This window comes from Vibrio sinaloensis (genome assembly GCF_000808535.1).
Lineage (GTDB): Bacteria > Pseudomonadota > Gammaproteobacteria > Enterobacterales > Vibrionaceae > Vibrio > Vibrio sinaloensis_D.
The window spans coordinates 53,274-74,515 of sequence record NZ_JWLV01000048.1; the positions used below are offsets into that span (position 1 = coordinate 53,274).

General features: G+C 43.7%; 18 protein-coding genes. 5 read left to right on the forward strand and 13 right to left on the reverse strand.

Annotation, left to right across the window (positions count from 1 at the left end; all coding sequences use genetic code 11):
- The first annotated feature begins 54 nt into the window (after positions 1–54).
- Genes RJ47_RS19060 through folA form a run of 3 tightly spaced genes read left to right on the forward strand, consistent with a single transcriptional unit; the run spans position 55 to position 1,793 of the window.
- A complete protein-coding gene (locus RJ47_RS19060) occupies positions 55–822 on the forward strand; it encodes a threonine/serine exporter family protein (RefSeq protein ID WP_005476874.1) in 768 nt (255 codons plus the stop codon).
- Complete coding sequence (locus RJ47_RS19065) at positions 819–1,292, forward strand: threonine/serine exporter family protein (protein WP_038137715.1); 474 nt, start codon at positions 819–821, stop codon at positions 1,290–1,292. The genes RJ47_RS19060 and RJ47_RS19065 overlap by 4 nt, the downstream gene beginning before the upstream one ends.
- A gap of 15 nt (positions 1,293–1,307) precedes the next feature.
- Positions 1,308–1,793, forward strand: coding sequence for a type 3 dihydrofolate reductase (gene folA, locus RJ47_RS19070; protein WP_038191350.1), 486 nt, complete (start codon positions 1,308–1,310; stop codon positions 1,791–1,793).
- A gap of 58 nt (positions 1,794–1,851) precedes the next feature.
- On the opposite strand, the gene apaH is transcribed toward folA, so the two are convergent.
- The 6 genes from apaH to lptD form a co-directional block, all read right to left on the reverse strand.
- Entirely contained in the window at positions 1,852–2,661 is an 810-nt protein-coding gene (gene apaH, locus RJ47_RS19075; protein ID WP_039486242.1) for a bis(5'-nucleosyl)-tetraphosphatase (symmetrical) ApaH, read from the reverse strand.
- An 18-nt stretch (positions 2,662–2,679) separates the two neighbouring features.
- Positions 2,680–3,057, reverse strand: coding sequence for a Co2+/Mg2+ efflux protein ApaG (apaG, locus tag RJ47_RS19080; RefSeq protein WP_005476879.1), 378 nt, complete (start codon positions 3,055–3,057; stop codon positions 2,680–2,682).
- Between the two features lie 69 nt (positions 3,058–3,126).
- Positions 3,127–3,933: a 16S rRNA (adenine(1518)-N(6)/adenine(1519)-N(6))-dimethyltransferase RsmA gene (gene rsmA / locus RJ47_RS19085; protein WP_005476881.1), complete on the reverse strand. Its 807-nt coding sequence runs from the start codon at positions 3,931–3,933 to the stop codon at positions 3,127–3,129.
- Positions 3,934–3,945: 12 nt separating this feature from the next.
- Complete coding sequence (gene pdxA, locus RJ47_RS19090; RefSeq protein WP_039486244.1) at positions 3,946–4,938, reverse strand: 4-hydroxythreonine-4-phosphate dehydrogenase PdxA; 993 nt, start codon at positions 4,936–4,938, stop codon at positions 3,946–3,948.
- Entirely contained in the window at positions 4,928–6,223 is a 1,296-nt protein-coding gene (gene surA / locus RJ47_RS19095; protein WP_039486246.1) for a peptidylprolyl isomerase SurA, read from the reverse strand. The genes pdxA and surA overlap by 11 nt, the downstream gene beginning before the upstream one ends.
- A 50-nt stretch (positions 6,224–6,273) precedes the next feature.
- Entirely contained in the window at positions 6,274–8,589 is a 2,316-nt protein-coding gene (lptD, locus tag RJ47_RS19100; RefSeq protein WP_039486248.1) for an LPS assembly protein LptD, read from the reverse strand.
- Positions 8,590–8,782: 193 nt separating this feature from the next.
- On the opposite strand from lptD, the gene djlA reads away from it, so the two are divergent.
- Entirely contained in the window at positions 8,783–9,634 is an 852-nt protein-coding gene (gene djlA / locus RJ47_RS19105; protein WP_039486250.1) for a co-chaperone DjlA, read from the forward strand.
- Positions 9,635–9,869: 235 nt separating this feature from the next.
- Positions 9,870–11,009 carry an HD-GYP domain-containing protein gene (locus RJ47_RS19110; RefSeq protein WP_039486253.1) on the forward strand — a complete coding sequence of 380 codons (1,140 nt, stop codon included), beginning with the start codon at positions 9,870–9,872 and terminating at the stop codon, positions 11,007–11,009.
- Positions 11,010–11,444: 435 nt separating this feature from the next.
- Here the strand turns inward: RJ47_RS19110 and RJ47_RS19115 are convergent, their stop codons facing one another.
- The 7 genes from RJ47_RS19115 to RJ47_RS19145 all read right to left on the reverse strand — a co-directional run bounded on the left by RJ47_RS19115 (position 11,445) and on the right by RJ47_RS19145 (position 20,151).
- The gene (locus RJ47_RS19115) at positions 11,445–12,086 is read right to left on the reverse strand and encodes a hypothetical protein (protein WP_039486255.1); all 642 of its coding nucleotides are present in this window, start codon (positions 12,084–12,086) and stop codon (positions 11,445–11,447) included.
- Complete coding sequence (locus tag RJ47_RS19120) at positions 12,079–15,195, reverse strand: hypothetical protein (protein WP_039486257.1); 3,117 nt, start codon at positions 15,193–15,195, stop codon at positions 12,079–12,081. Before RJ47_RS19120 ends, RJ47_RS19115 begins: the two co-directional genes overlap by 8 nt.
- 1 nt (position 15,196) lies before the next feature.
- Entirely contained in the window at positions 15,197–16,594 is a 1,398-nt protein-coding gene (locus tag RJ47_RS19125) for a site-specific integrase (RefSeq protein WP_231565978.1), read from the reverse strand.
- Between the two features lie 509 nt (positions 16,595–17,103).
- Positions 17,104–18,000: an SET domain-containing protein gene (locus RJ47_RS19130; RefSeq protein ID WP_039486259.1), complete on the reverse strand. Its 897-nt coding sequence runs from the start codon at positions 17,998–18,000 to the stop codon at positions 17,104–17,106.
- Positions 18,001–18,632: 632 nt separating this feature from the next.
- Positions 18,633–19,571 carry a reverse transcriptase family protein gene (locus RJ47_RS19135; protein ID WP_039486261.1) on the reverse strand — a complete coding sequence of 313 codons (939 nt, stop codon included), beginning with the start codon at positions 19,569–19,571 and terminating at the stop codon, positions 18,633–18,635.
- Complete coding sequence (locus tag RJ47_RS19140; protein ID WP_039486263.1) at positions 19,537–19,854, reverse strand: helix-turn-helix domain-containing protein; 318 nt, start codon at positions 19,852–19,854, stop codon at positions 19,537–19,539. The genes RJ47_RS19135 and RJ47_RS19140 overlap by 35 nt, the downstream gene beginning before the upstream one ends.
- A 60-nt stretch (positions 19,855–19,914) precedes the next feature.
- Entirely contained in the window at positions 19,915–20,151 is a 237-nt protein-coding gene (locus RJ47_RS19145; protein ID WP_039486264.1) for a hypothetical protein, read from the reverse strand.
- Positions 20,152–21,242 lie beyond the last annotated feature (1,091 nt).

Here is a 21,242-nt window from a genome sequence, read left to right on the forward strand (position 1 = left end):
TGATGTTGCAATTCCGAGGACAATAGCCGGATTCTAAAGGAGTAGGATTGTTATATGGCATCTAAGCAACGCGCCGTTTCCCGCATGATCGCCCAAGCAGGGCAAATGCTGTTGGCTCACGGCGCTGAAAGTACATTAGTTGGTGACTTGATGCGCCGTTTTGGTATGGCATCAGGCATGGATGAAGTTGAGGTTTCTCTCTCTGCCAGTTCTTTGGTGGTAACGACTGTCTATCAAGAACACTGCATCACGACCGCTCGTCGATGTCCTGACAGAGGGATCAACATGCGGGCGATCACTCAAGTTCAGCGTATCTGTATTATGTTAGAGCGTGGCATCATTGACTCAACAATGGCTCAGAAGAAACTCAACCAGATCAGTCCTGAACGTTATAACCGCTGGTTAGTGGTATTCATGATCGGTTTGTCGTGCGCGGCGTTCAGTCGTCTAGCTGGGGGAGATTGGGCGGTATTTGTGATGACGTTTATTGCGTCTGCGACGGGTATGGTTGTTCGACAAGAAATTGGTCATCGTCACTTTAATCCACTTTTGAACTTTGCCGCGACCGCTTTTGTCACTACCGCTGTTTCTGCTCAGGCGGTGATTTATGACATCGGAAACTCCCCTTCGATCGTTATGGCATCATCTGTTTTGATGCTCGTCCCTGGTTTCCCTTTGATTAACTCTGTAGCGGATATGCTCAAGGGCTACATCAATATGGGCATTGCGCGCTTTGTTATGGCAAGTCTTCTAACCTTAGCAACCAGTTTAGGAATCGTAGCCGCCATGAGCTTAGTCGGTGTTTGGGGGTGGGTAGCATGATCTCAATAGAACTGCTGTTAGGTTTGCTCAACGACATGTTGTTTGCTGCAATCCCCGCTGTTGGGTTTGCTTTGGTTTTCAACGTGCCGCAGAAAGCCCTGATGTATTGTGCGTTAGGGGGAGCGATAGGTCATGGTTCACGTTACTTGATGATGCACTTTGGTATTCCGATAGAGTGGGCAACCTTCTTTGCAGCCATGATCGTGAGTATGGTTGGCATTCATTGGTCACACCGCTTTCTTGCTCACCCAAAAGTATTTACCGTTGCCGCTTTGATTCCAATGGTCCCTGGGGTATTTGCTTTTAAAGCGATGATCGCTTTAGTTGAATTGAACCACCGAGGCTACAGCCCTGAATTGGTGGCGATGTTGATGGAGAACTTCTTAAAGGCAATGTTTATTATCGCTGGATTAGCAGTTGGTCTTGCTATGCCTGGCTTGCTATTCTATCGCCGTAAACCCATTGTCTAACTCAGGAGTAAGTGAATGATCATTAGCATGATCGCTGCCATGGCAAACGATCGAATTATCGGCAAAGACAATCAAATGCCTTGGCATTTACCTGCAGATTTTGCGTGGTTCAAGCGCTGTACTATGGGAAAGCCCGTCGTGATGGGGCGCAAGACCTATGACTCGATTGGTCGACCTCTACCTGGTCGCGAGAACATTGTCATTAGCCGAGATGCCAGCCTGACGATTGAAGGGGTGACTACGGTTACGTCGATTGACGATGCTTTGAAGGCGGCAGGTGATGTGGAAGAGGTCATGATCATTGGTGGTGGAGCGATTTATGCCGCTTGTTTGCCTTTGGCCAATAAGTTGTACGTGACCCATATTGACGCTTGTGTTGACGGTGATACACAGTTTCCAGATTGGGGGACTGAGTTCGAAGAGTGTTACTCAGAGACGTTTACTGCAGATGAGAAGAATGCCTATAACATGCGTTTTGTCGTGTTGGAAAAGAACAGCTAGCAATTGACTAACTTTTCAAATTAAAAACGGTTGATGTTATCGCATCAACCGTTTTTGTTTATCGCTCTAACGCATCCTGTGTGAAGTACGTTTTATCTTCCCAACGCAGCATCGTTAAACTGCCCCCCCAAACACATCCGGTATCTAAACCGATCACGTCTTTACCGTCATAACCTTCCAGTGCAGCCCAGTGACCAAACAGGACGGGCTTGCTGAGAGGAATTCTTTCTTTAAGGTTAAACCAAGGAACAAACTTATCGCCGCTCACTTCTCGTGGTGGCAATTTACACCCCATATCCAGTCGCCCATCAGGAAAACAAAAGCGCATGCGCGTAAATGCATTGATAATATAACGGTAGCGATCGATACCTTGTAGAGTCTCCTGCCAAAAGTCGGGTTGATTGTCGTACATGTTTTCGATCAGCCACGTCCAATCATCACCTCGTAGGCAGGCTTCGACTTCGTTCGCGTACTGGCGAGCTTGTTCAAGTGTCCATTGTGGCGAGACACCCGCGTGACACATCACAAACTCAGGATGCTCAGCAAGTAATGGCTGTTTTCTGAGCCAATGGAGTAACTCATCGCGGTCTTCTGCATCAAAAATTGGCGCTGTTTTGTCTTTATTTTTGAGTTTGTGGATGCCCAGAGCAACCGCGAGAAGGTGCAAATCATGATTACCTAACACGACTTTAGCGCTGTCACCAAGGCCACGTACAAATCTTAGTGTTTCTAAAGATTTAGGACCTCTAGCCACCAGATCTCCCGCTAGCCATAGGGTGTCTTTTTTAGGATTGAAGCTTACGGTTTTAAGAAGGAGTTGTAGCTCGTCAAAGCAACCTTGAATATCGCCAACAATATATGTAGCCAAAATCGCCCCTGTCGTTGATTAGTTGAGAATATTAGGAATCGCGAGTCGAAATGGATCAATTTCCGCGATGAACTGATTGCCTTTTTCATCCAACATCATGTATTGACCTTGCATGACGCCAACAGGTGTTTCAATAGCGGTACCGCTGCTGTAGGTATACTCATCATTGCTGGGAATAAAAGGCTGTTGACCCACCACACCGTCGCCTTCTATGGTCAGTTGCTTGCCATTCGCATCTGTAATCAACCAGCGCCGGCTCTGAAGCTGAACCGTTTGGTTGCTTAGGTTTTTAATGGTGATCATGTAAGCGAAGAGGTAGCGGTTGGCATCTGGTTGAGATTGCTCAGGAATGTACTTGCTGTGAACTTGGACTTTTATACAAGGGACTGCTTCCATGTAAACTCCTTTATAAAGTCGAAAAAGGGCGATAAACCAATGTTTATCACCCTTTGATTTTAACTAAAACTACTTGCGATTGGCATCTAACCAGTTCGCCAAGTCAACAAACTGTTTCAAGGTGAGGTTCTCCGGACGCATCCCTGGGTTGATATCTAAACTTTCCAAGGTTTCCGCATCAACCAAGCCTTTGTAACAGTTACGGACTGTTTTGCGGCGTTGGTTAAAGCCTTCACGACAGACGCGATCAAGCCAGTTTAGGTTTGTCGCTGGATAAGGCAGCTCCTCGTATGGAACTAGGCGTACTACCGCTGAATCTACTTTTGGTGGTGGCACGAAGGCTGTCGGTGGCACTTCGAGAACAGGGACCACTTTACAGTAGTATTGTGCCATCACGGTTAGACGCCCATACGCTTTGGTACCAGGCCCTGCCGCTAAGCGGTTAACCACTTCTTTTTGCAGCATAAAGTGCATGTCTTGCACATCTTTATGGTACTCAAACAAGTGGAACATCAATGGCGTGGAGATGTTGTAAGGAAGGTTACCGAAGATGCGTAGCTTGTTGTTTGGCTTCACTAGCTGTGTGAAGTCAAAGCGCATCGCATCGCCTTCATGAATCGTGAGTTTATCCGCCAATTCAGGGTGGTTACGTAAGCGTTCGGCTAGATCTCGGTCAAGCTCAATAACTGTGAACTTATCAACTTCACGGCCAACAGGCTCCGTGATTGCGCCAAGGCCCGGACCAATCTCTACAAGATTCTGCCCAGGTCTAGGATTAATCGCAGATACGATCCCATCAATAATGTAAGGATCGTTCAGGAAGTTTTGACCAAAGCGTTTACGTGCTTTGTGCCCTAAGTGGACATCATTTCTCATAATTTTCTCAAGTTAACTGGTTTTCTTTTCGACTAGCTCAATCGCATGAGCGAGTGCAGTTCTAAAGCTTCCTGTGTCTGCATTGCCTGAACCTGCCAAGTCTAATGCAGTGCCGTGATCAACGGAGGTCCTGATAAAAGGTAGGCCCAAAGTAATGTTTACTGAGCGACCAAAGCCTTTGTATTTTAGTACAGGAAGTACCTGATCGTGATACATCCCTAACACTGCATCGGCTTCCTCAAGATACTTCTCGTTGAAGATAGTATCTGCCGGAAGGGGGCCGACTAAGTCAAGGCTATCGCGTTGACGTAGCATTTCAAGTGTTGGTGTGATGGTCTCTATCTCTTCATTGCCGAGACAACCATCTTCACCGGCATGTGGATTTAGGCCACATACGTAGATCTTAGGCGATGGAATTGCAAACTTCTCAACCAAATCAGTATGGAGAATGTTGATAATGCTTTCCAAGCGCTCTGCGGTGACCGCCTTCGAGACATACGCAAGCGGTATATGGGTTGTGACCAACGCTACACGCAGTCCTTCTGTAGCCAACATCATCACCACCAGAGGGGTGTTGGATTTCTCTGCGAAAAATTCAGTATGGCCGCTGAAGGCGACTCCCGCTCGATTGATGACCCCTTTGTGCACAGGGCCGGTGACAATAGCATCAAACTCACCACTCATACAGCCCAAAGCGGCTCTTTCCAGTGTTTTTAATACATAATGTCCGTTCGCCTCGTTGAGTTCCCCAGCAACCGCTGGGCTATCGAGCGCAATATGATCGACAATGAGAGAGCCAGCTTGCTGAGCGGTTACTGGACTATCCATTTGATAATCCAGTAGTTCAACGTCAATTCCAAGTTGCTGCGCTCGCTGCTGAAGCAACTGCTTGTCAGCGCAGACGACAATTTGATGGGCCCAACTCTCTTTAGACAGTGCCAATACGAGATCGGGGCCGATTCCAGCGGGCTCTCCAGCGGTGACGATGATGCGCTTAACTGTCATCTTCGTCGTCCTCAAGAATTTCAACAAAGGCACTCGCTCGTAGCTCCTGAAGCCAAGCGCTTGCTTCTTCATTGAACTTACGGTTAAACAAAATGCGGTAAGCTTTGTTCTTCATCGCAGAATCGGTGCGGTCTACCTGACGACGGTCAAGTACTTCGACAATGTGCCAGCCATGTACGGTTTTGAAAGGTTCACTGATTTGACCTTCTGGCAGCGTATCCACTTGGTGCTTAAATTCAGGCACATAAAGATCAGACGTTTGATAGCCTAACTCACCATTTTGCGCAGCAGAACCTGGGTCTTGGCTATATTGACGTGCCAACTCACCAAAGGTCGCTTCACCAGCCTGAATACGCTCAATAATTTCATTTAACTCTTTTTGAACGCCTTCATCACTCAGAATAACGGTTGGTCGAATCAGAATATGGCGTGCATTCACTTCTGTAACGGCGACGGTTTCAAGACCCTTTACGTCATCAATTTTTAGAATATGGAAGCCAACACCGCTTCGAAACGGGCCAATAACGCTGCCCTTGTTTTCTAAGTTGATGTTGTCCGCGAAGATGGTTGGCATCTCTTCTTTACGCATCCAGCCCCAATCACCACCTTGAAGTGCTTTTGGACCTTTAGAGTAGGTGTAAGCCATGGTTGCGAAGTCGGCACCCTCTTTGAGTTTAGCGACAATATCCTTGGCTTGTTTTTCTAGCGCTGATGCATCGTCGCCATCGTTTACACGCAGTTGGATATGACTGATTTTGTACTGAACAGTGGCGTTGGTCTCTTGGGCTAAGATGTTGGCTAAGTTATCCACTTCTGCCGGTAAGATATTGATGCGGCGACGAACCAATGCATTGCGTGCCTCCGTTGCTGCGATTTCCTTGCGCACTTGCTCGCGAAATTCAGAGTACTCTAGGCCTTCAGCGGCAATGGAGTCGCTCAACTGCTCAATGGTTTGGTTGTTATTTTTAGCGATCTCTTCGATAGCCTGATTGAGTCGATTGTCATCGATACGTACACCGATTCGCTCTGCTTCTTGCTGTTGTAGGGTGTCAATAATCAGCTTCTCGGTCACTTGCTGACGTAGAACCTCTTGCTCTGGTAAGCCTTGACCATTTTGGCGTGCATTAGCCTTTAGAGTTTTAATTGAAGTGTCAATATCACTCTCAAGAATGACTCCGCTGTTTACAATGACATTAATTTTATCAAGTGCGACTGGCTGAGCGTATGCCAAGGTAAACTGGCTTGCCGCAAACAGTGCTAACAACGACTTTTTCCAAAATTTCATTTGTAGTCCTATCCATTCATCGCTTGCTTGTTAGACAGCAAGCGGTCAAATTAGTTGTTTAAGAAGAATGGGCGACCGTAGCCCAATGAGTTATCACTGCTTCCTGAACCACCACCTAGGTTGGTACCAAAGCCTATAATGCCGAAGTTAACACTGAAGTTGCTTTCATATTTAGGCTCTGAGTTCGGGTAACTGTTGAAATCAGGTTTCCAGTTACGCAGTTGGTTGCTGTATGAGAAACCCACATACCAACAATCCGAGGTGTAGTTAATACGACCTAGCCATTCAATGGTTTGCTCAGTGGTAAAATCATAAAAGTACTGCAAGCTGGTATCCCAGTGACGAGTCAATTGATAACTGGCCAGTAATCCACCTTGCGAAATGCCGTCTTCAGTAATTGCATCGAGGTCACCTAGGCTATCTCCTAAGGTATTTTCGATGTAGCTACGGGTAACGTAACGATAGTTACCTTGTAGGTAACCTTTATCGAAACGATATTCTAACGTGCTGTTTCCTAGCTGAACCTCGCTTGAGTCAACATCGTACTGAATACCGCCGTGGTAGAACAAGTAATCGCCATAGTTGAAATCCATTTCAACCGCCCACGCGGAGTAATTTGATGGTTTTTCTGCGGTGCTATCAAGGCGATTGGTTCTGTCTAGATAAATTATTTGACCGAAGGAGACACTCAGGCGCTCTTTATAGTCACTATCGTAAAAACGCGAGCTCGCACCGTAGCTAAACTGATTGGCACCTTGGATTTTATCGACACCACTGTATTTGCGGCTACGGAACAAGCCGTAATAGTCGGTTTGAAGCAAGGTCGTATCGTAGTTGGCGATGTTATTTTGTTCGACTTCTGGAATATACAGATACTGAATCTGAGGTTCGAGCGTTTGAGTGTAATCGTCCATTACCACGGTATCGCGCTCTAGAACAACACCAGCGAGCGAGCGCACTTCTGGCATGATTCGATTAACTTGCTCTTCTAGTTCGCTGTCCACCACTCCATTGAGGTCTTGTTGATAGTAGGTGCTGAGTAAGCGCGCTTCTGTCACCCATGAACCCCAAGTTGTACCGAGCGGTACCGTTAGGCCCGGCTCAATATGAACGCGTGTTGCAGAAGGTTTACCTTTGGCCTCTGTGTCAAAACGTGTGATGTGGCTAATGACATCGAAATCTAAATAGCGCAGTAATTCTGGCGCGTAGTAGTTAAGTTTCAACTGCGGCAAAATATGATAAGGCAGGTTGTCACTTTCGGTCAGTACTTGGAAATCACGAGTGAGGAGTGTGGCATCCCAATTGTTTGCGCGGTACTGAACTTGTCCTTCTTGGACGAGTTGGCCATCTTCTCGGCTACCAATACTTGAATCAACATCGGTAAAGTAGTCAACATCACTGACTTGTGAGTAATCGATGTTAAATTTCCAAGCCTGCTCGTAGATGCCTTCATGCTTATATTGGAAACCCCAGCGATCACCTTTCTCTTCAAACTTGCGATCATTAGGCAAATATTCGGCGTCTATCTCACCTTCACCGAAGGTAGTGAGATATCGGAATTTGCTGTTCAGTTGCGTGCCGCGCAGTTGCATGTGCTTGATGGTGGTCTCAAGATCGTAGTTCGGTGCAATATTCCAATAAAATGGAACTTCAACTTCTAGACCATCACTCGAACCATAAGACGCTGTGGGGTATAGAAAACCGGTCTTACGAGTGTCACCGATAGGAACAGTAAGATAAGGCACGTAGAAAACAGGCACATCCAGCACTTCGAAACGCGGATGATAGAAAGTGGCCACTTCTTCATTTTGGTCGACTTCAATGCCCGATGCTTTCATCGTCCAAGCGTTGTCGCCTTCTGGACAAGAAGTAATGCTTCCATCGTCTATCTCGTAAACCGCTTTACCAGTGCGAGCGATATAGGCAGCGTTACCACGGCCCGGTTCGCATAGAAACTTATACTGGGTGTTTTCAAGCGTAATGTTTTCCGACGATAGACTATTGGTCACTCTGTCTGACGTTGACTTGACCGTTCCGTCACTAAACTCGACGTTACCCTCTGCAACAATGATGTTTTCACTTTGGTGCAGAGTGACTTGATCAGCTTCAAAACGCTTGTTGCCCTGCACAACAACAACATCGCCTTGATAAGTTGCCTTATCGCCATTGATTGCTTCTAAGCGGTCAGCTTCAACAGTGACGGGTTGCTGATTTGGGTTTTCTGGCTCTGGGACGTTGATCAAACATTGATCTATAGCGGGCAGTTCCTGCACACTATCGTCTACCATAGCTTCTGCTTGAGTTTGAGGCACAAAAAGAGCAGCGCTGATTGAAGCGGCTAACAAGGTGCGGGAAGAACGTGGCATCGAGTTTTACTATCCTGTTTAACTTGATATATCCGGAGGCTGCGTTGACGAACCTCTGTAAATGGAGGATTGGTGTTCGCCATCTATAAACGACCGAATGTAAAATAAACGGTCCTTATGATAAAGGAATTTGTGGCTAACAGCACTATCAGACCGCGGAACGGTGAAAAAATTCAGAGATTGAGAGCACATAATGCATATTTTCGGCAAAATTTTAGGTTCGTTTTTTGGCTTTTTATTCGGTGGCGTATTTGGCGCGCTATTCGGACTATTCATTGGTCATCAGTTTGATAAAGCACGCCGATTAAGACAGGCTGGCTTTAGTAGTAGCTTTGGCAGTGGACCTAGCCAAGCTGAGCGACAAGAGGAATTCTTTAAAGCGGCATTTGCTGTCATGGGGCATGTTGCGAAGGCCAAAGGTCAGGTTACTCGAGAAGAGATTCAACTCGCGACAGCCATGATGGATAGAATGAACTTGCACGGCGCTCAGAGAAAAGCCGCTCAGGAAGCGTTTCGTGAAGGCAAGGAGAGTGATTTTCCTCTAGAAACTGTGCTTGAACGAGTCAGAATTTCTGCTGGTGGACGTTTTGATTTGATGCAGTTTTTCCTAGAGTTACAGATTTCAGCGGCCTTTGCTGATGGTGATATTCACCCTAGTGAGCGCAGTGTGCTCCACAAGGTTGCGCGCGGGCTTGGATTTTCTGCCGATCAACTTGAGCAGCGTTTGAAGATGCAAGAAGCTGCGTTTCGTTTTCAGCGTGGTGGATTTGGTGGCCAAAGTGGTGGTCAATCTCAACACTCCGGTGGTGCTTGGCAACAAACATCAAGCGCAGACCAACTTAGCGACGCTTACAAGCTGTTGGGTGTCGATAGCAGCGCCGATGCCAAAGCAGTGAAGCGAGCGTATCGAAAACTGATGAATGAACACCACCCTGATAAATTGATGGCAAAGGGTCTGCCCCCAGAGATGATGAATGTCGCCAAGGAAAAGGCGCAAGAGATTCAAAACGCATACGATCTAATCAAAAAGTCGAAAGGGTTTTAACGCGGTAACTGTTTTTCAATCTGAACACATCATGGGGCGCAAATTTGCGCCCCTTTTCGTGCTCGTAAGCCTGACCTCATCGAGTGTGTAAAATAAGTCGTAGAGCGCTTCAGAAGGTGAGAATCTGCTCCAGATCAATTTAGTGTTTAAATTGTCATTAAAGTGGAATTTTCTGGCTACGACTTTAGTAATCACATCTACACTTATCAAAAAGGATGTAAGGGTGTGATTCGAGATGGAAGTGTTAACAACGAACATAGGAGCATTAGAGGCATACCAATGTGGTCTCAGTCATCAATTATCTGAGATCCAAAAGCGAATGAAAGTTCACCAACCCAAGCTAGCTAAAGTCTGCTTCGCCCTTTATGACAGTCGAGACCATTTACTCAGAAGTTACGCTGATAGTTCGTCACTTTCTCTGCGTATGGCGCATTACGAAGCACCTCTGAGCTCTTTACCTTACCTCAAATCGTGTCTAGAGAGTCGCACCGAAACCTATCTGTCTGAGCTTAGTGACCTACATCCTTCTCCGCATGTTAGAGCCTTGTTAGGGGAGGGGTTTCATTCTTCTGTGGCGATGCCTATTTTCGCTGAGCAGAGGTTTTGCGGATTCTTGTTTCTTAATTCCCACTATCCTGACGCTTTTACTCAGAGCGACATAAAGGCGCTCAAGCCTTATCTGAAAATGCTGGAAGTCGCTATTTTCTCGGAGTACCAACTCGTCCATTTATTGGTGGAGAAATTAAGTAAATTGATCGCACGCTCTCCTGTTTATCAAAGGGAGTCTTTTAGCCACAAGCAACGGGTAGCCGCCTATACCAACATGATCGCGTTGGCACTGGCGGACCACTATGACGTGGATGATGAGTTTGTTGAGCATCTTACTCTGTTTGCTCAATATCATGACATTGGCAAAATTCGACTTTCACCTGAATTACTCTGCAAACAGCAGGTTCTCACCCAAGATGAGGTGAACCAATTGCGTCAGCATATTATTTTTGGTGAAGAGATTGTTGAGCAGCTCATTGCTGAGTTAAATGCGCTTGACCACCCAAGTGCAATACTGTTGCATGACGTGATTTCTTACCATTACGAGTTCTTAGATGGCAGCGGTTACCCACGACAATTACAAGCCGATGAGATACCTCTTGGCGCTCGCATCGTGTGTGTTGCGAACATCTTCGATGCGATGACAACACATAAACCATACAAGCAAGGCTGTTCAGTACCTTATGCGTTGTTAGAGCTCGAAAAAATGGTCGCTATGAACAAGCTCGATGCTCGCTGTGTCGATGCCTTGAGAAATCATCAGCATCAGTTGAAATCGATTCTTGAGCGTTACCCTGAAAGGGACCCGATGGAAGGCTTGTATTGAGTCATTAGTTTTCATTGAGTAATGATTTGTCGCATTGTGTGGTTTTTGGGGGGAGTTAACGTGTCCAACTACACCCAAAATCATCAAATGCAAAAAAGGCGTAGTAGGTATTAACCTGCTACGCCTTTTCGAATATGGTGGCCCCTCGCAGACTTGAACCATTATGTGGGGTAGTTTTTACCCTAGAGTTTGGTGCTCTTCGTCTGAATTGTCAGGGTTATCCCTTATCATATAAGGGATTTTTGAACTACATGCCCCCTTTTATTTAAATGCTTCCTCAAGGTTGTGTTTAAATGGGGGCTTTTTTGAACAAAAGAGCTTCCTAGGTAAAAGCTATTAAATCGCAAACACCACACCTAACTCTGATGAGCGACTCCCTTTTCCTACAGTACGTCTTGACACATTATATCTACCTGTAATGGGGCAACTTCTTACTCATAGTTTCCCCTCAAGAATATCAAAGTAAGTACTGCTGATGGATTTAGATAAGACGCTATTAATGTCAAGGGCGAGGTTAGTAATGCTTCTTTCCTCTTTATTGATGTCAACAATCCCTTCTGTCGCCATAACTAAGAAATCAATTGTTGCGATGAGGTTATTAACCATCTCATGATCTATTGCTGTATTTTCAGTAGGTGTTTTGTCTTGAAGCTTGTTTTTTGCAATATACGTTTTAAGAGCCTCATTTTCTTGTGTGAGTAATTTTCTTTCCTGCTCCAAATTCTCTATTTTCTCTTTATCTCCGAGCTTTCTAACAGCTTCCTTTTTAAGAGCATCTAAAGGTTTGGAACCATCAGCATCATAGTATGAGTGGTAAACTGCACCGACAATCCCCCAGTATTTTGGATTAGTAGCGATAGCGCGGTGAGTGATTTCCTTCATGTTTATAGGGAGGTTTTCGTTGAAAATCTCCGCGCACATCTTCTGGAAAGCAGTCTTATTACGGATGTGAACGAGGTCACACATAGCTTTCATTTTTGGTACAACATGTTCTTCGAAGCGCAAAGCCCGAGCTTCTACACCTGCAACCTGAGAGCCTTTAAATCGGTTCTCACCTTTCTTTGCTCCTTTAGGCATTAAAACCTCCTGTAATTGCTGCTGGAAGGCTCAAAGTACCCCCAAGGGCTTTCTGGGCATCCATCTCGATTTGCTCCAACTCGTCAGGTAATTCGTTAACTCCAATGCCTGAAATATCGCAGATAATTTTGATTACACCTTTGAAATCAGAAAGTAACACTTTACCTGTCGGCAGTTCTCCAAGGAGGGCTTTAAACTGACCTGTTTGCGCCAATATTTTATTACGGAATAGCGTAACTCTTGCTTTTAATTGGGGGGTCAAGAACTCCTGATAGCAAGCGGCTTCCTCGATACGTACAAGAGTGTTAGTGAGCTCGTTAGATGACTTTAACTTAGTCAACTTTTCCCTGATGAACTCCGGTTCTCTTACTAACCATTTATCTTTCTGGGATAGGTTGTTAGCCATTGCGTCCAAACATGTTGCAGTAGTAGCCCATGCTGATACTTCATCACTATAGAACCTCTTGAGGGTAATTTCGTTTATATAGGCACCCATATCCTCGCTATTCGCTTTAGCTTCATCGATAATGACCTCAAGTTCTGCTGCCTTATCAGTAAGCGCCCTTATTTTTGCACTTATTGCAGGGAGGTGATCGACTGTTTTGACGGAATATGGGCACTCACCACACTTAGAGAGACCACCAATAGTGTTCTTCTTAATGTCATGTGGACACTCGTTATTGAAAGGGCAAATGTGTGTGGAGTTAAATGCCAGTTGATCAACGATTGTAGTAGTGCCATGGGAATTATCTTCTAACTCATCCAGTCTTTTCTTGATGATTAGCATCCCACTTCGGGTTTCTTTTGACTCATGATCAGAAAATGACAATGCTCCAAAATCATTCAGTGCACCATTCGCATTCCTAGCAAATGCTTGCTGCAGAGCAGATTGTTTGCTCTTTGCATCAACCATCATTGGTGCAACAAAGTCTCTGAACTCTTGTTCTTGTCCGGCTTTTTGAGCATCCAGAAATTTATGTTGGATCTTCGCGTAATAGATCACATGCGCATCGTCCGCATGTCCAGTTGACTTCTTAATGACAGAAGGAGGAAGAATAGTGATGTTATTGCTAACTACCTGAACACGCATTGAGTGAGGGGTGATATCTAACTTTGCATCACCCACAAAACCTTTCACACGTTGCAAATTACCAGCAAGATCTTTGTCATGGTGAATCTCAACTGGAGGAACATGATGCTCACTTATCTTTGAGTAAAAATATGAAAAGTGGACTAAAATGTGCTTAAAGGTGGCTCTATAAGTGTTGTCAGTAACAGTGGAGAATGAGTCTTTGATTTGTAAGTGAGGATCTACCTGTGCAAATAGCGGTTTGAGCATGCTAAAACCTGAATGTTCGTGTCCATCATAATAAATAGGTGCATCATCACCATTGAGGAAAGCCTTTTTCCACGTTGACTGCCTGTCTAGTATTCCAATGACGGTTTCGCTGACATCAGCTTCCCATGCATCATGTGACTTATCTGAATTCACCCATAGCTTGGTAATTAGATAAGAGCGCTCATCAAAGAGGTCTCGGTTGACATTTTGGTCGTATGTCTGGTCGTCAAGCCATCGTAGTGCCATTAACCTGATTCCTGTCTCAGCCATCACGATACTTAAGTGAATGTAGTGAGGAAGAAATGTGCATGATTTAAGCTGGCACACTTGATTCACTCTAGGTCTGAAACAAGGGATAATTTTTGTTGGAATCTCATCAATCGGATAATACTTATCGTTGCACCGAAAGATAGGTGTGAACCCAGTATCACTCGTTTTAATCGTTTTGTTTAGTTGGTTTAACCCTAAGATGAAACCATCCCTATTAGGGTGATTGTGGTTCATATACCAAACCCACTCAGCGACCCCATAAAGGTATGATAGGTAGGGAGCAAAGCTATCTTCGGGCAATAATTCCTTGACCGTCCCTTTACTTCGGCCACTAACCGGAAAGTCCAGCTGCCTACTTACAGGTTTCTTGAAGTCATCATGAGTCATGGCAAGGTAATCGAAAAAACCTTCAAGCTTATACAGTTGTTCTTTATAGGAGGTTGTTTTGACACCTTGACCCAGCCCCTTCATCATCTCTTTTGCCTGTTTACGATTGATGTTTTTTGGCACCGGTAGAGGCTCTCCCGAATTTATAAGGGTTTGCATCCCTTTTCTTATTGCACTTTGATACTTATCGTAGCTTTTTAGCCCCTTTTCTTTCAGTGTATTTATGTAGTCATTCACATCTTCCAACCACATAGGAATAGCAGGATGCTTCTTTAGTTCTAGAGGGGTAAAGTCAGCAGTAGTTAATTTTCCTTTAACACCCGGAATGTTGCTATTCCTGACAAATACTTTATTTGTATCAAATCGCACTCTGTCTGGTAGGCATGTTTTAAGTGCTAAATACCAGTCAACAGTCCTTGGGACACTTTTAATCGTATGACTTGCAAGATCATCAAGTAGCTCATCGGTGATATCCTCAACCTCCCAAGCAGCGCAGGCTCGAACGTACCTGTGGGCATACCACCCAAAGTTCTTCATCGACGACTTAGCCATATATTTAGTGATGTCGATGTCACACTCTAGTCCCTCAAAAAAAGGGGCACGAATGATTTTGAGTATTTCTGGGTAGGCATCTGCTGCATACTCTGTGGGTGCACCTGACTGACCACGTTTGATCGTTGGTATATCGCTGTAATAGACAGGGAGTAAAAGGAATTTGGATGCCCAACAGCAATGAAGGAATAGTCTCAAGTCAGTGCGCAAACCTCTGGCATCATTCAGGGTGATCTTTATGTGCCTTGAGTGCTCAGGCAGGATTTGATGAAATTCCTTTCGAGATTCTCTTGGGTCAATATCAACAAGTTGATAGACGTTTATTAACCATGCCTCATCAAGCTCAAACTCATCTTCGAATTGGTCTAGGTACTTGAATAAAGATATTTTTGTTGCCCCTAGCCGTGCCTTCTCGTTCAACCCATCCTCATGAGTAAGCGTTTTAACCCCCTGCCTTTTGCAAACCACTTGCTTGGTCAACTCAAGTGCTTCAAGGATTTTATCTCTCAGCTCTGACTTTCCGCAGATGATTGCGGGCTTTCTTGTATGGTTGAATAACATCCTAAGCAACCTTCTCTAGGTTTTCTTTCTCTACTTCAAGCTTTTTAAGCTGTCGGTCATAGTATTGAATCGCTAGTTCCTTTAATGAAACGTTCTGATCTCTGATATATGAATTGGCGGCTGATAGCATAAACTCAATTAAATCGACATCTTGTTTAGCGTAAACTTCTGTCGAACTAATATTCTGATGCCCCATCAGTAGCTTGACGTATGCTAAAGGTAAACCTTGTCGATCAGTCGGGTTACCATTCTCATCTACAATAGGGAAGTAATTCAGGGTGTAAAAGGCATAAGTGTGTCTGAAACCATGGTGGCCCAAGTGAAGAAGTGTTGGGTCAAACTCTTTAATGTATCGTTTTAGTGTTTTTGAACGCGTAGACCTACAACTACAGAAGAACGGCCGGCCATTTGCCTTCTGAAATAGGAAGCGATGACTAACATTTGATTTGTAATGATGCTCCATATAAACCTTCAGAATAGACCAGAAAACTTGTGCAAATGGTTGAATCATAAAGGTAAGAGATGTAGCGCGACCTTTATCACGAAGCGCTTCTGATTCCTCCTGTGTTAAGCCAACATTATGGCGAGCACTGGGAGAAATAATATCAATGGTTCTTTCATCCCAGTTTATGTCGTCTACCGTGACTTGAAGCGCCTCAGATGTGCGGACACCTGTTGCAGCCAAAAGAGCATAGAGTAGGAAGTCTCTAACTTTAGAGAAGCTAGATGCTGGCGTAATATCCGAGTAGGAAAAGAACTGGAAGCTTTTATCGATAGGAAATGATTTTTTGATCTTTTTGTTGGTTAGTGCCTTCAATGATGACTTATTGCTCTTCCTAGTTGCTTTCCTGAATAGCTTAACTTTCTTTTTGCTTTTAGAGCCAAAGTTGCGTTTTGTTGCTTCAAACCATGACCTTCTAGCCATTTGACTTAGCTCTCGATGGCTGATGTTGTGCTCATGTTTGATAGCATTAAGGAAAGATTCATCATTTTTATCGAACAATCTTAACTCCATAAATATGGATAAAGAGGCTTCGATTACGTTGGCAATACTTTCATCGCTTGTTTCGTTATCTTTACCAATGTTTATAGCGACTTGGCGGATCAGTTTCGTTTCAGAACGCTCGCCAAGCGTCAGATAGTCTTGGTAAAGGCGAAATGTCTTGGATGGCTCAAAGGTAACGTTTAGCTCATCGGATACTGTTCTCACCTCATATAGAAAATCAAGGAATCGAGACACATGGCCTGCATATTGCTCGATTGTTGTAGAGGCATACCCTCTATCAATAAGTAGCTCGACGTACTCTTCAAAAGGGGCATACATCTCAGACGTATGGATGTTCATCAGTAGCATACCTTGGCTAACAATAGGGCCACTTATGCAGGTAAAGTTCTTCATTTAGTGCCAATACTCCCAAAGCTTATAATTGCGTCCTTAAATAAGGTTATATTTGAAATTGTAGGGGTGTCAATGGTTTTGGATAAAAAAAACATGTATACATGTACAGGTTTCTATATAAGTGTAAATGCTGAGTGAGGATGGTTATTCAGAAACCTGAGAGCAAGGACTCGCTCTTTGTCTGTATGCAATTGAGTTTGATCGTAAATGCGTCTTTCTGACATATATAGACGATGAAAGAAGTAAAGAATCTCATGTCTGATTATATAGTCTGGGAAGCGACAATAAGGATCTGGTCTTAGAGTTAGTGAGCTAATCTACACGTTTCGCACAAGCTGAGTTTTGGTAAAGAATGCTATCATTCCGAAAAACATGATCGCCTTCCTATTCATATCCGAGACATTTATTGAAGAAAGGACGTGCTTGTTCAACGGCACCCAATTAAAGTGTCGCTACGCGACACTTGCTCTTTTTTGCTCTCGTAAACTTTGGGTCAAAATTATTGTGCACTACTTAATGTTGTAATTATCTTTGAAACACTTTTCGCACTTGCAGTCGAAATTAAACCTAGCTTTAAGTCGTTTCTGTCTCGCTTTTAGATCCAATTTCGTACATTCGTCGTCGTACGACCATGTGATTTCATCTCCTTTTTTGATATTTTTAGTCGCTAGAATAAGCGGATGGGAAATGCTAATAAGGTCTTTGGTGAAGGGATTTGCTTTAAGCGTGGCTTTAACCTTAGCGTTTGCATCGCAACTGTGATTCATAAAGATCGTTGCTGCAGACATGTACGCAAACGTGGACACAGTATTGCGAGGGTTTATAGCAGTCAATACTGAGTGATACGTAGCTACGATAGAGTGAACATAGGAAACATAATCTCGATCGTGCCCTAGATTAGTTGATAATAAATCTAGGATCTCTTTGTCATGCTGATTGAAATTTGGGCGAGCACTATTTCTCAGGTTATATTGCTCAATGATTCTATCAATTATCCCTCTACTTTCTTCCGCTAGTAATAATAAAGTCATTGCCCAAGAGCCTGACTTTCCAGCAAGTCCGATTTGTGAGATGTTGTATCCGATTAGTAAATCATCGATCAATATTGTTTCGTTTGCTTTGAAGTCCCTAGTTGCTTTGAGCCCGCGCAGCCCATCTGCTCTAACGAACACTGCAACGCCACTACCAACAGAGGGATATACAAAGCGGGATGAATTGTTACTTTTAAGTGCAAAAGTTATTTTATCCCTTACATCAGACTCTTTTTCCGTTTTTAGTAGGGCTTTAAAACTTTTGTATCCATGTTTAATGGCAAGATTATTTTGATGTTCGGTAAGTTTTAATGACTTGTCTTGACCACGCAGCAACTTTGCTTGCTTTTTAATAGTGGAGCTTAATTTAGGCATAGAATAACCTTACAGTTTGCATCTCGCTTCTTGGTACGCGAGATTTGAGTAGGTTTTTCTGCCTCAACCATTGAGTCAACAAATTTTTAACTAGTGTTGAGCTAGGCAACTTTGAAATCCAAGAGCGCCTCCAGTATGCGCGTAATAAAACCATACGCTAATTTGCATATTTAGGCAACTGTGTTCAGGTGATTATCGATTCAATAAAGGGCTGCGTGCCGAGTTTCACTACTCGTTGCTCTTGAGTTGATTTGGTAACAAACAAAGAGACAAAAAATTGCAAGCTATCAAGTTATTGGCTTGTACATTTAGACACTACTCTAAATAGGTTGCCTCAATTAACCTATTTAGAGTGATAGGTTAAAAATACACAAAAAAATTAACCTATCGCCGTAAGGCTGTGAACTAGCTAGCTCTTTTAATGGCACTTTCGAGTTAGAAAGTGCCACGGGCAAGAATTCAGACTGTGAAGGTTTTGGACAAAAGCCATTTTCGCGCTTTGAGCAAACTAAGCGAGTTTGCATTGGAACTTGTATGGAAAAGGCGTTTTTAAGGCGAGTAATTGATGCTTAAAAGGGAATGGAGGTGTTGAGGTATGGATACTAATGAACTTACAGTAAAAACTTTAATCTCTACATGAAAGGCTGGATAGCTTTTAGCCTTTCCTTAAGGATATCAGCTTCTTTTTTATGTAATCTGGCTAACGTATTAACTCGCCCGAGAGCACTCCGATACATGGATAGATACTCTTGCGTTGTTGATGCTTTCGGAAAAAGCTGCTCACACTGAAAAACTGCGGTTTTAATTTTACTCCTCTCTTTCTTTGAGAATGTTGGTCGTCCAGCACTAACATTTACTCTGTGTACAGTTTGGCGCTTCCCTTTAGACATCACTTCATGTTTAGTTCGGTTCGGCTTTACATTAATCGTCTTGAAAAGTCCATACACGCTGGATATTGCGTTAGTAATTTCGGATTTACTTAATGGGCGAGGGCTTGATACTGTTACGTCATCGACATATCTTGTGTATGTTATGCCCTTGCGCTTAAGTTCTTCTACGAGTTTTGACTCACGACTCCAAAGCACCAGATTGCTTATGTAGCTGCTAGTTTTGCCACCTTGCACCAGATGTCCATTGTGAGTAACTAAAGCGGTTAAACAACTAGCTACCTCGTTAGAGAAGCCAAAGCAGCCAACCCAAACCTCATGTACAACTTTGTTACTTATCGAAGGGTAAAAGTTTGAGATATCTTCACTAATAATGATGTGTTTATTTATGTGCTGTTTTGTGTTCGAAAGGTAATCCCTTCCTTTTAAACTTCCTTGGAGGTAGCTTGGATAAGAGACTTGCTTTAAGAATACTGAGTTTATTCTTTCATGAACCCGCTTGAGCCTGGCCTTAACATCATGAGTTATTCGCTTTGACCCATCAGGCTTCTCTATCACTCTAGTAACGAAGTACATTGAGTTAGCAACACTTGCAAGTTCAATTAGCTCACTGTGAGTTAAGCCAAGAGCTAGTGCTAGGCTGTCAAGCTTAGCTACTGGTTGGTGGGGGTAAGTCGGTTTCATGTGATGAAGCCTCAATGAGCTGCAACGCTGTCAGAGAAAGTTGTGCTGCTAATTCGTTGCTGATTCCTTCAAGTTCGCTTGTGTCTGAGGCTAGGAACATGAAGATGCTAGCTGGGATATTGAAAGCGTCACATAGCTTATTAATTGTCGAGATATTTGGGTCTCGTTTACCTTGCTCTAATAGAGTTAGGTATGAGACAGAAATATCTGAGAGTTCGGCTAGCTTGGTCTTAGTTAGTCCTTTTTGAGTTCGACATAACTTCAAAGCTTTACTGATATTCATTTCATTACCTCAAGAACAAAGTGACCTGCTGTAAACATTTATCTGTATTGCTCATGGTGATTACTCACCAAAAAATTTAAGTAAGCGTTCGACAGCAGGCACCCAAGCAATGACTTTGCCAATTACCTCTAGGAGGTAGGTGGGGCTTACTGAAGACTCATTCTTACTACAATACTCAAGCTGTTGGATTACTCGCTCCAGCTCAATTTGTTTACTACTATCCATACCATCATGCATCTCCAACTGAATTTGTTTTAGTGATTCAATTGAGGATTTTAAAAGCTGTTGATTATTCATAACCATTGACCTATTTGTTTTTTCAGTGCGACATTGCACCAGTCAAACAATATTGAACTGAAAATAAATGGTACGGACAGCACAGGTCACTCAATCTCCGGATACCAAAGGTATCCCACCAGTCACATTTAAATCTCAATCAATCATTTACCCAACCATTCTATCCGGCTCGTAGTTGAAGCAGGCGTCTGTGGTTTCAGTAGATGCAGAGACGAGGTCAATTCTTATCTGGCAAACAGATTGTGATGACACAATCGACTCGAAGAGTCACTATCTAGTTCAATTAAAGGTTGTAGCTTTTAAAGAGCATCAGGGTGGTTCACCCTGTACACGATAAATAATACAACAAAAATTCACACAGTCAACTTTATTTTTACTGGTAGTCAAAATTTGGCTTGTTTGGTTAATTTTGAACTATAAACAGGGACAGGCATAACTCCTCAATAAAAGCTCGTACCAATCCCCAACATATCCTCAAAGTAACCGCCTACAGATGGGTGAGTATGGCAACGGCATGTGCTCACGAATGAGAGTTAAGTAGGGCGAACTGACACTTGCGCGTGAGCGTACTTGCTGCGTATTACGATTGGGGATATGTAAAAGAACCTCTTATCCTCTCATTAGCGTTTCTAACGCAAACTAGATGGTTAAAAAATGCACTAGAGTAAATGCGTTAACTAATAATGGGGCATAGGCGAGTTAGCTCGACTCAGGATGATTTTGACTCAGGATGATTTGCTAAACCATCGGTATTTGCAGTATGGTTTGTTTGGAACAGTGGTCAGAAAGTAAAGGCACACCTATGAAGCCAATAAAGCAAATTTCGAAAGCTCGAAGTGCGAAAATTGAAAGCATGAAAGCAATTAAAGCTGCTTACCTGAAGGCTAAGGCTGAAGGAAGCATCAAGACTTACCGAATTACGCGAACCCGTTAGCGAGCATGTAGAGGTAGATTTAAGCTCTGGTTGCTTTGTTGTTGAGTTTAAGGATAGACTAGGTTCTATCAATGACAGCGGGACTTTTTCAGTACATTGATGTCTACTCTGATGAGTCGCAGGCCGCGCCGCGATAGCCAAAGACCTCCGCCTTTCA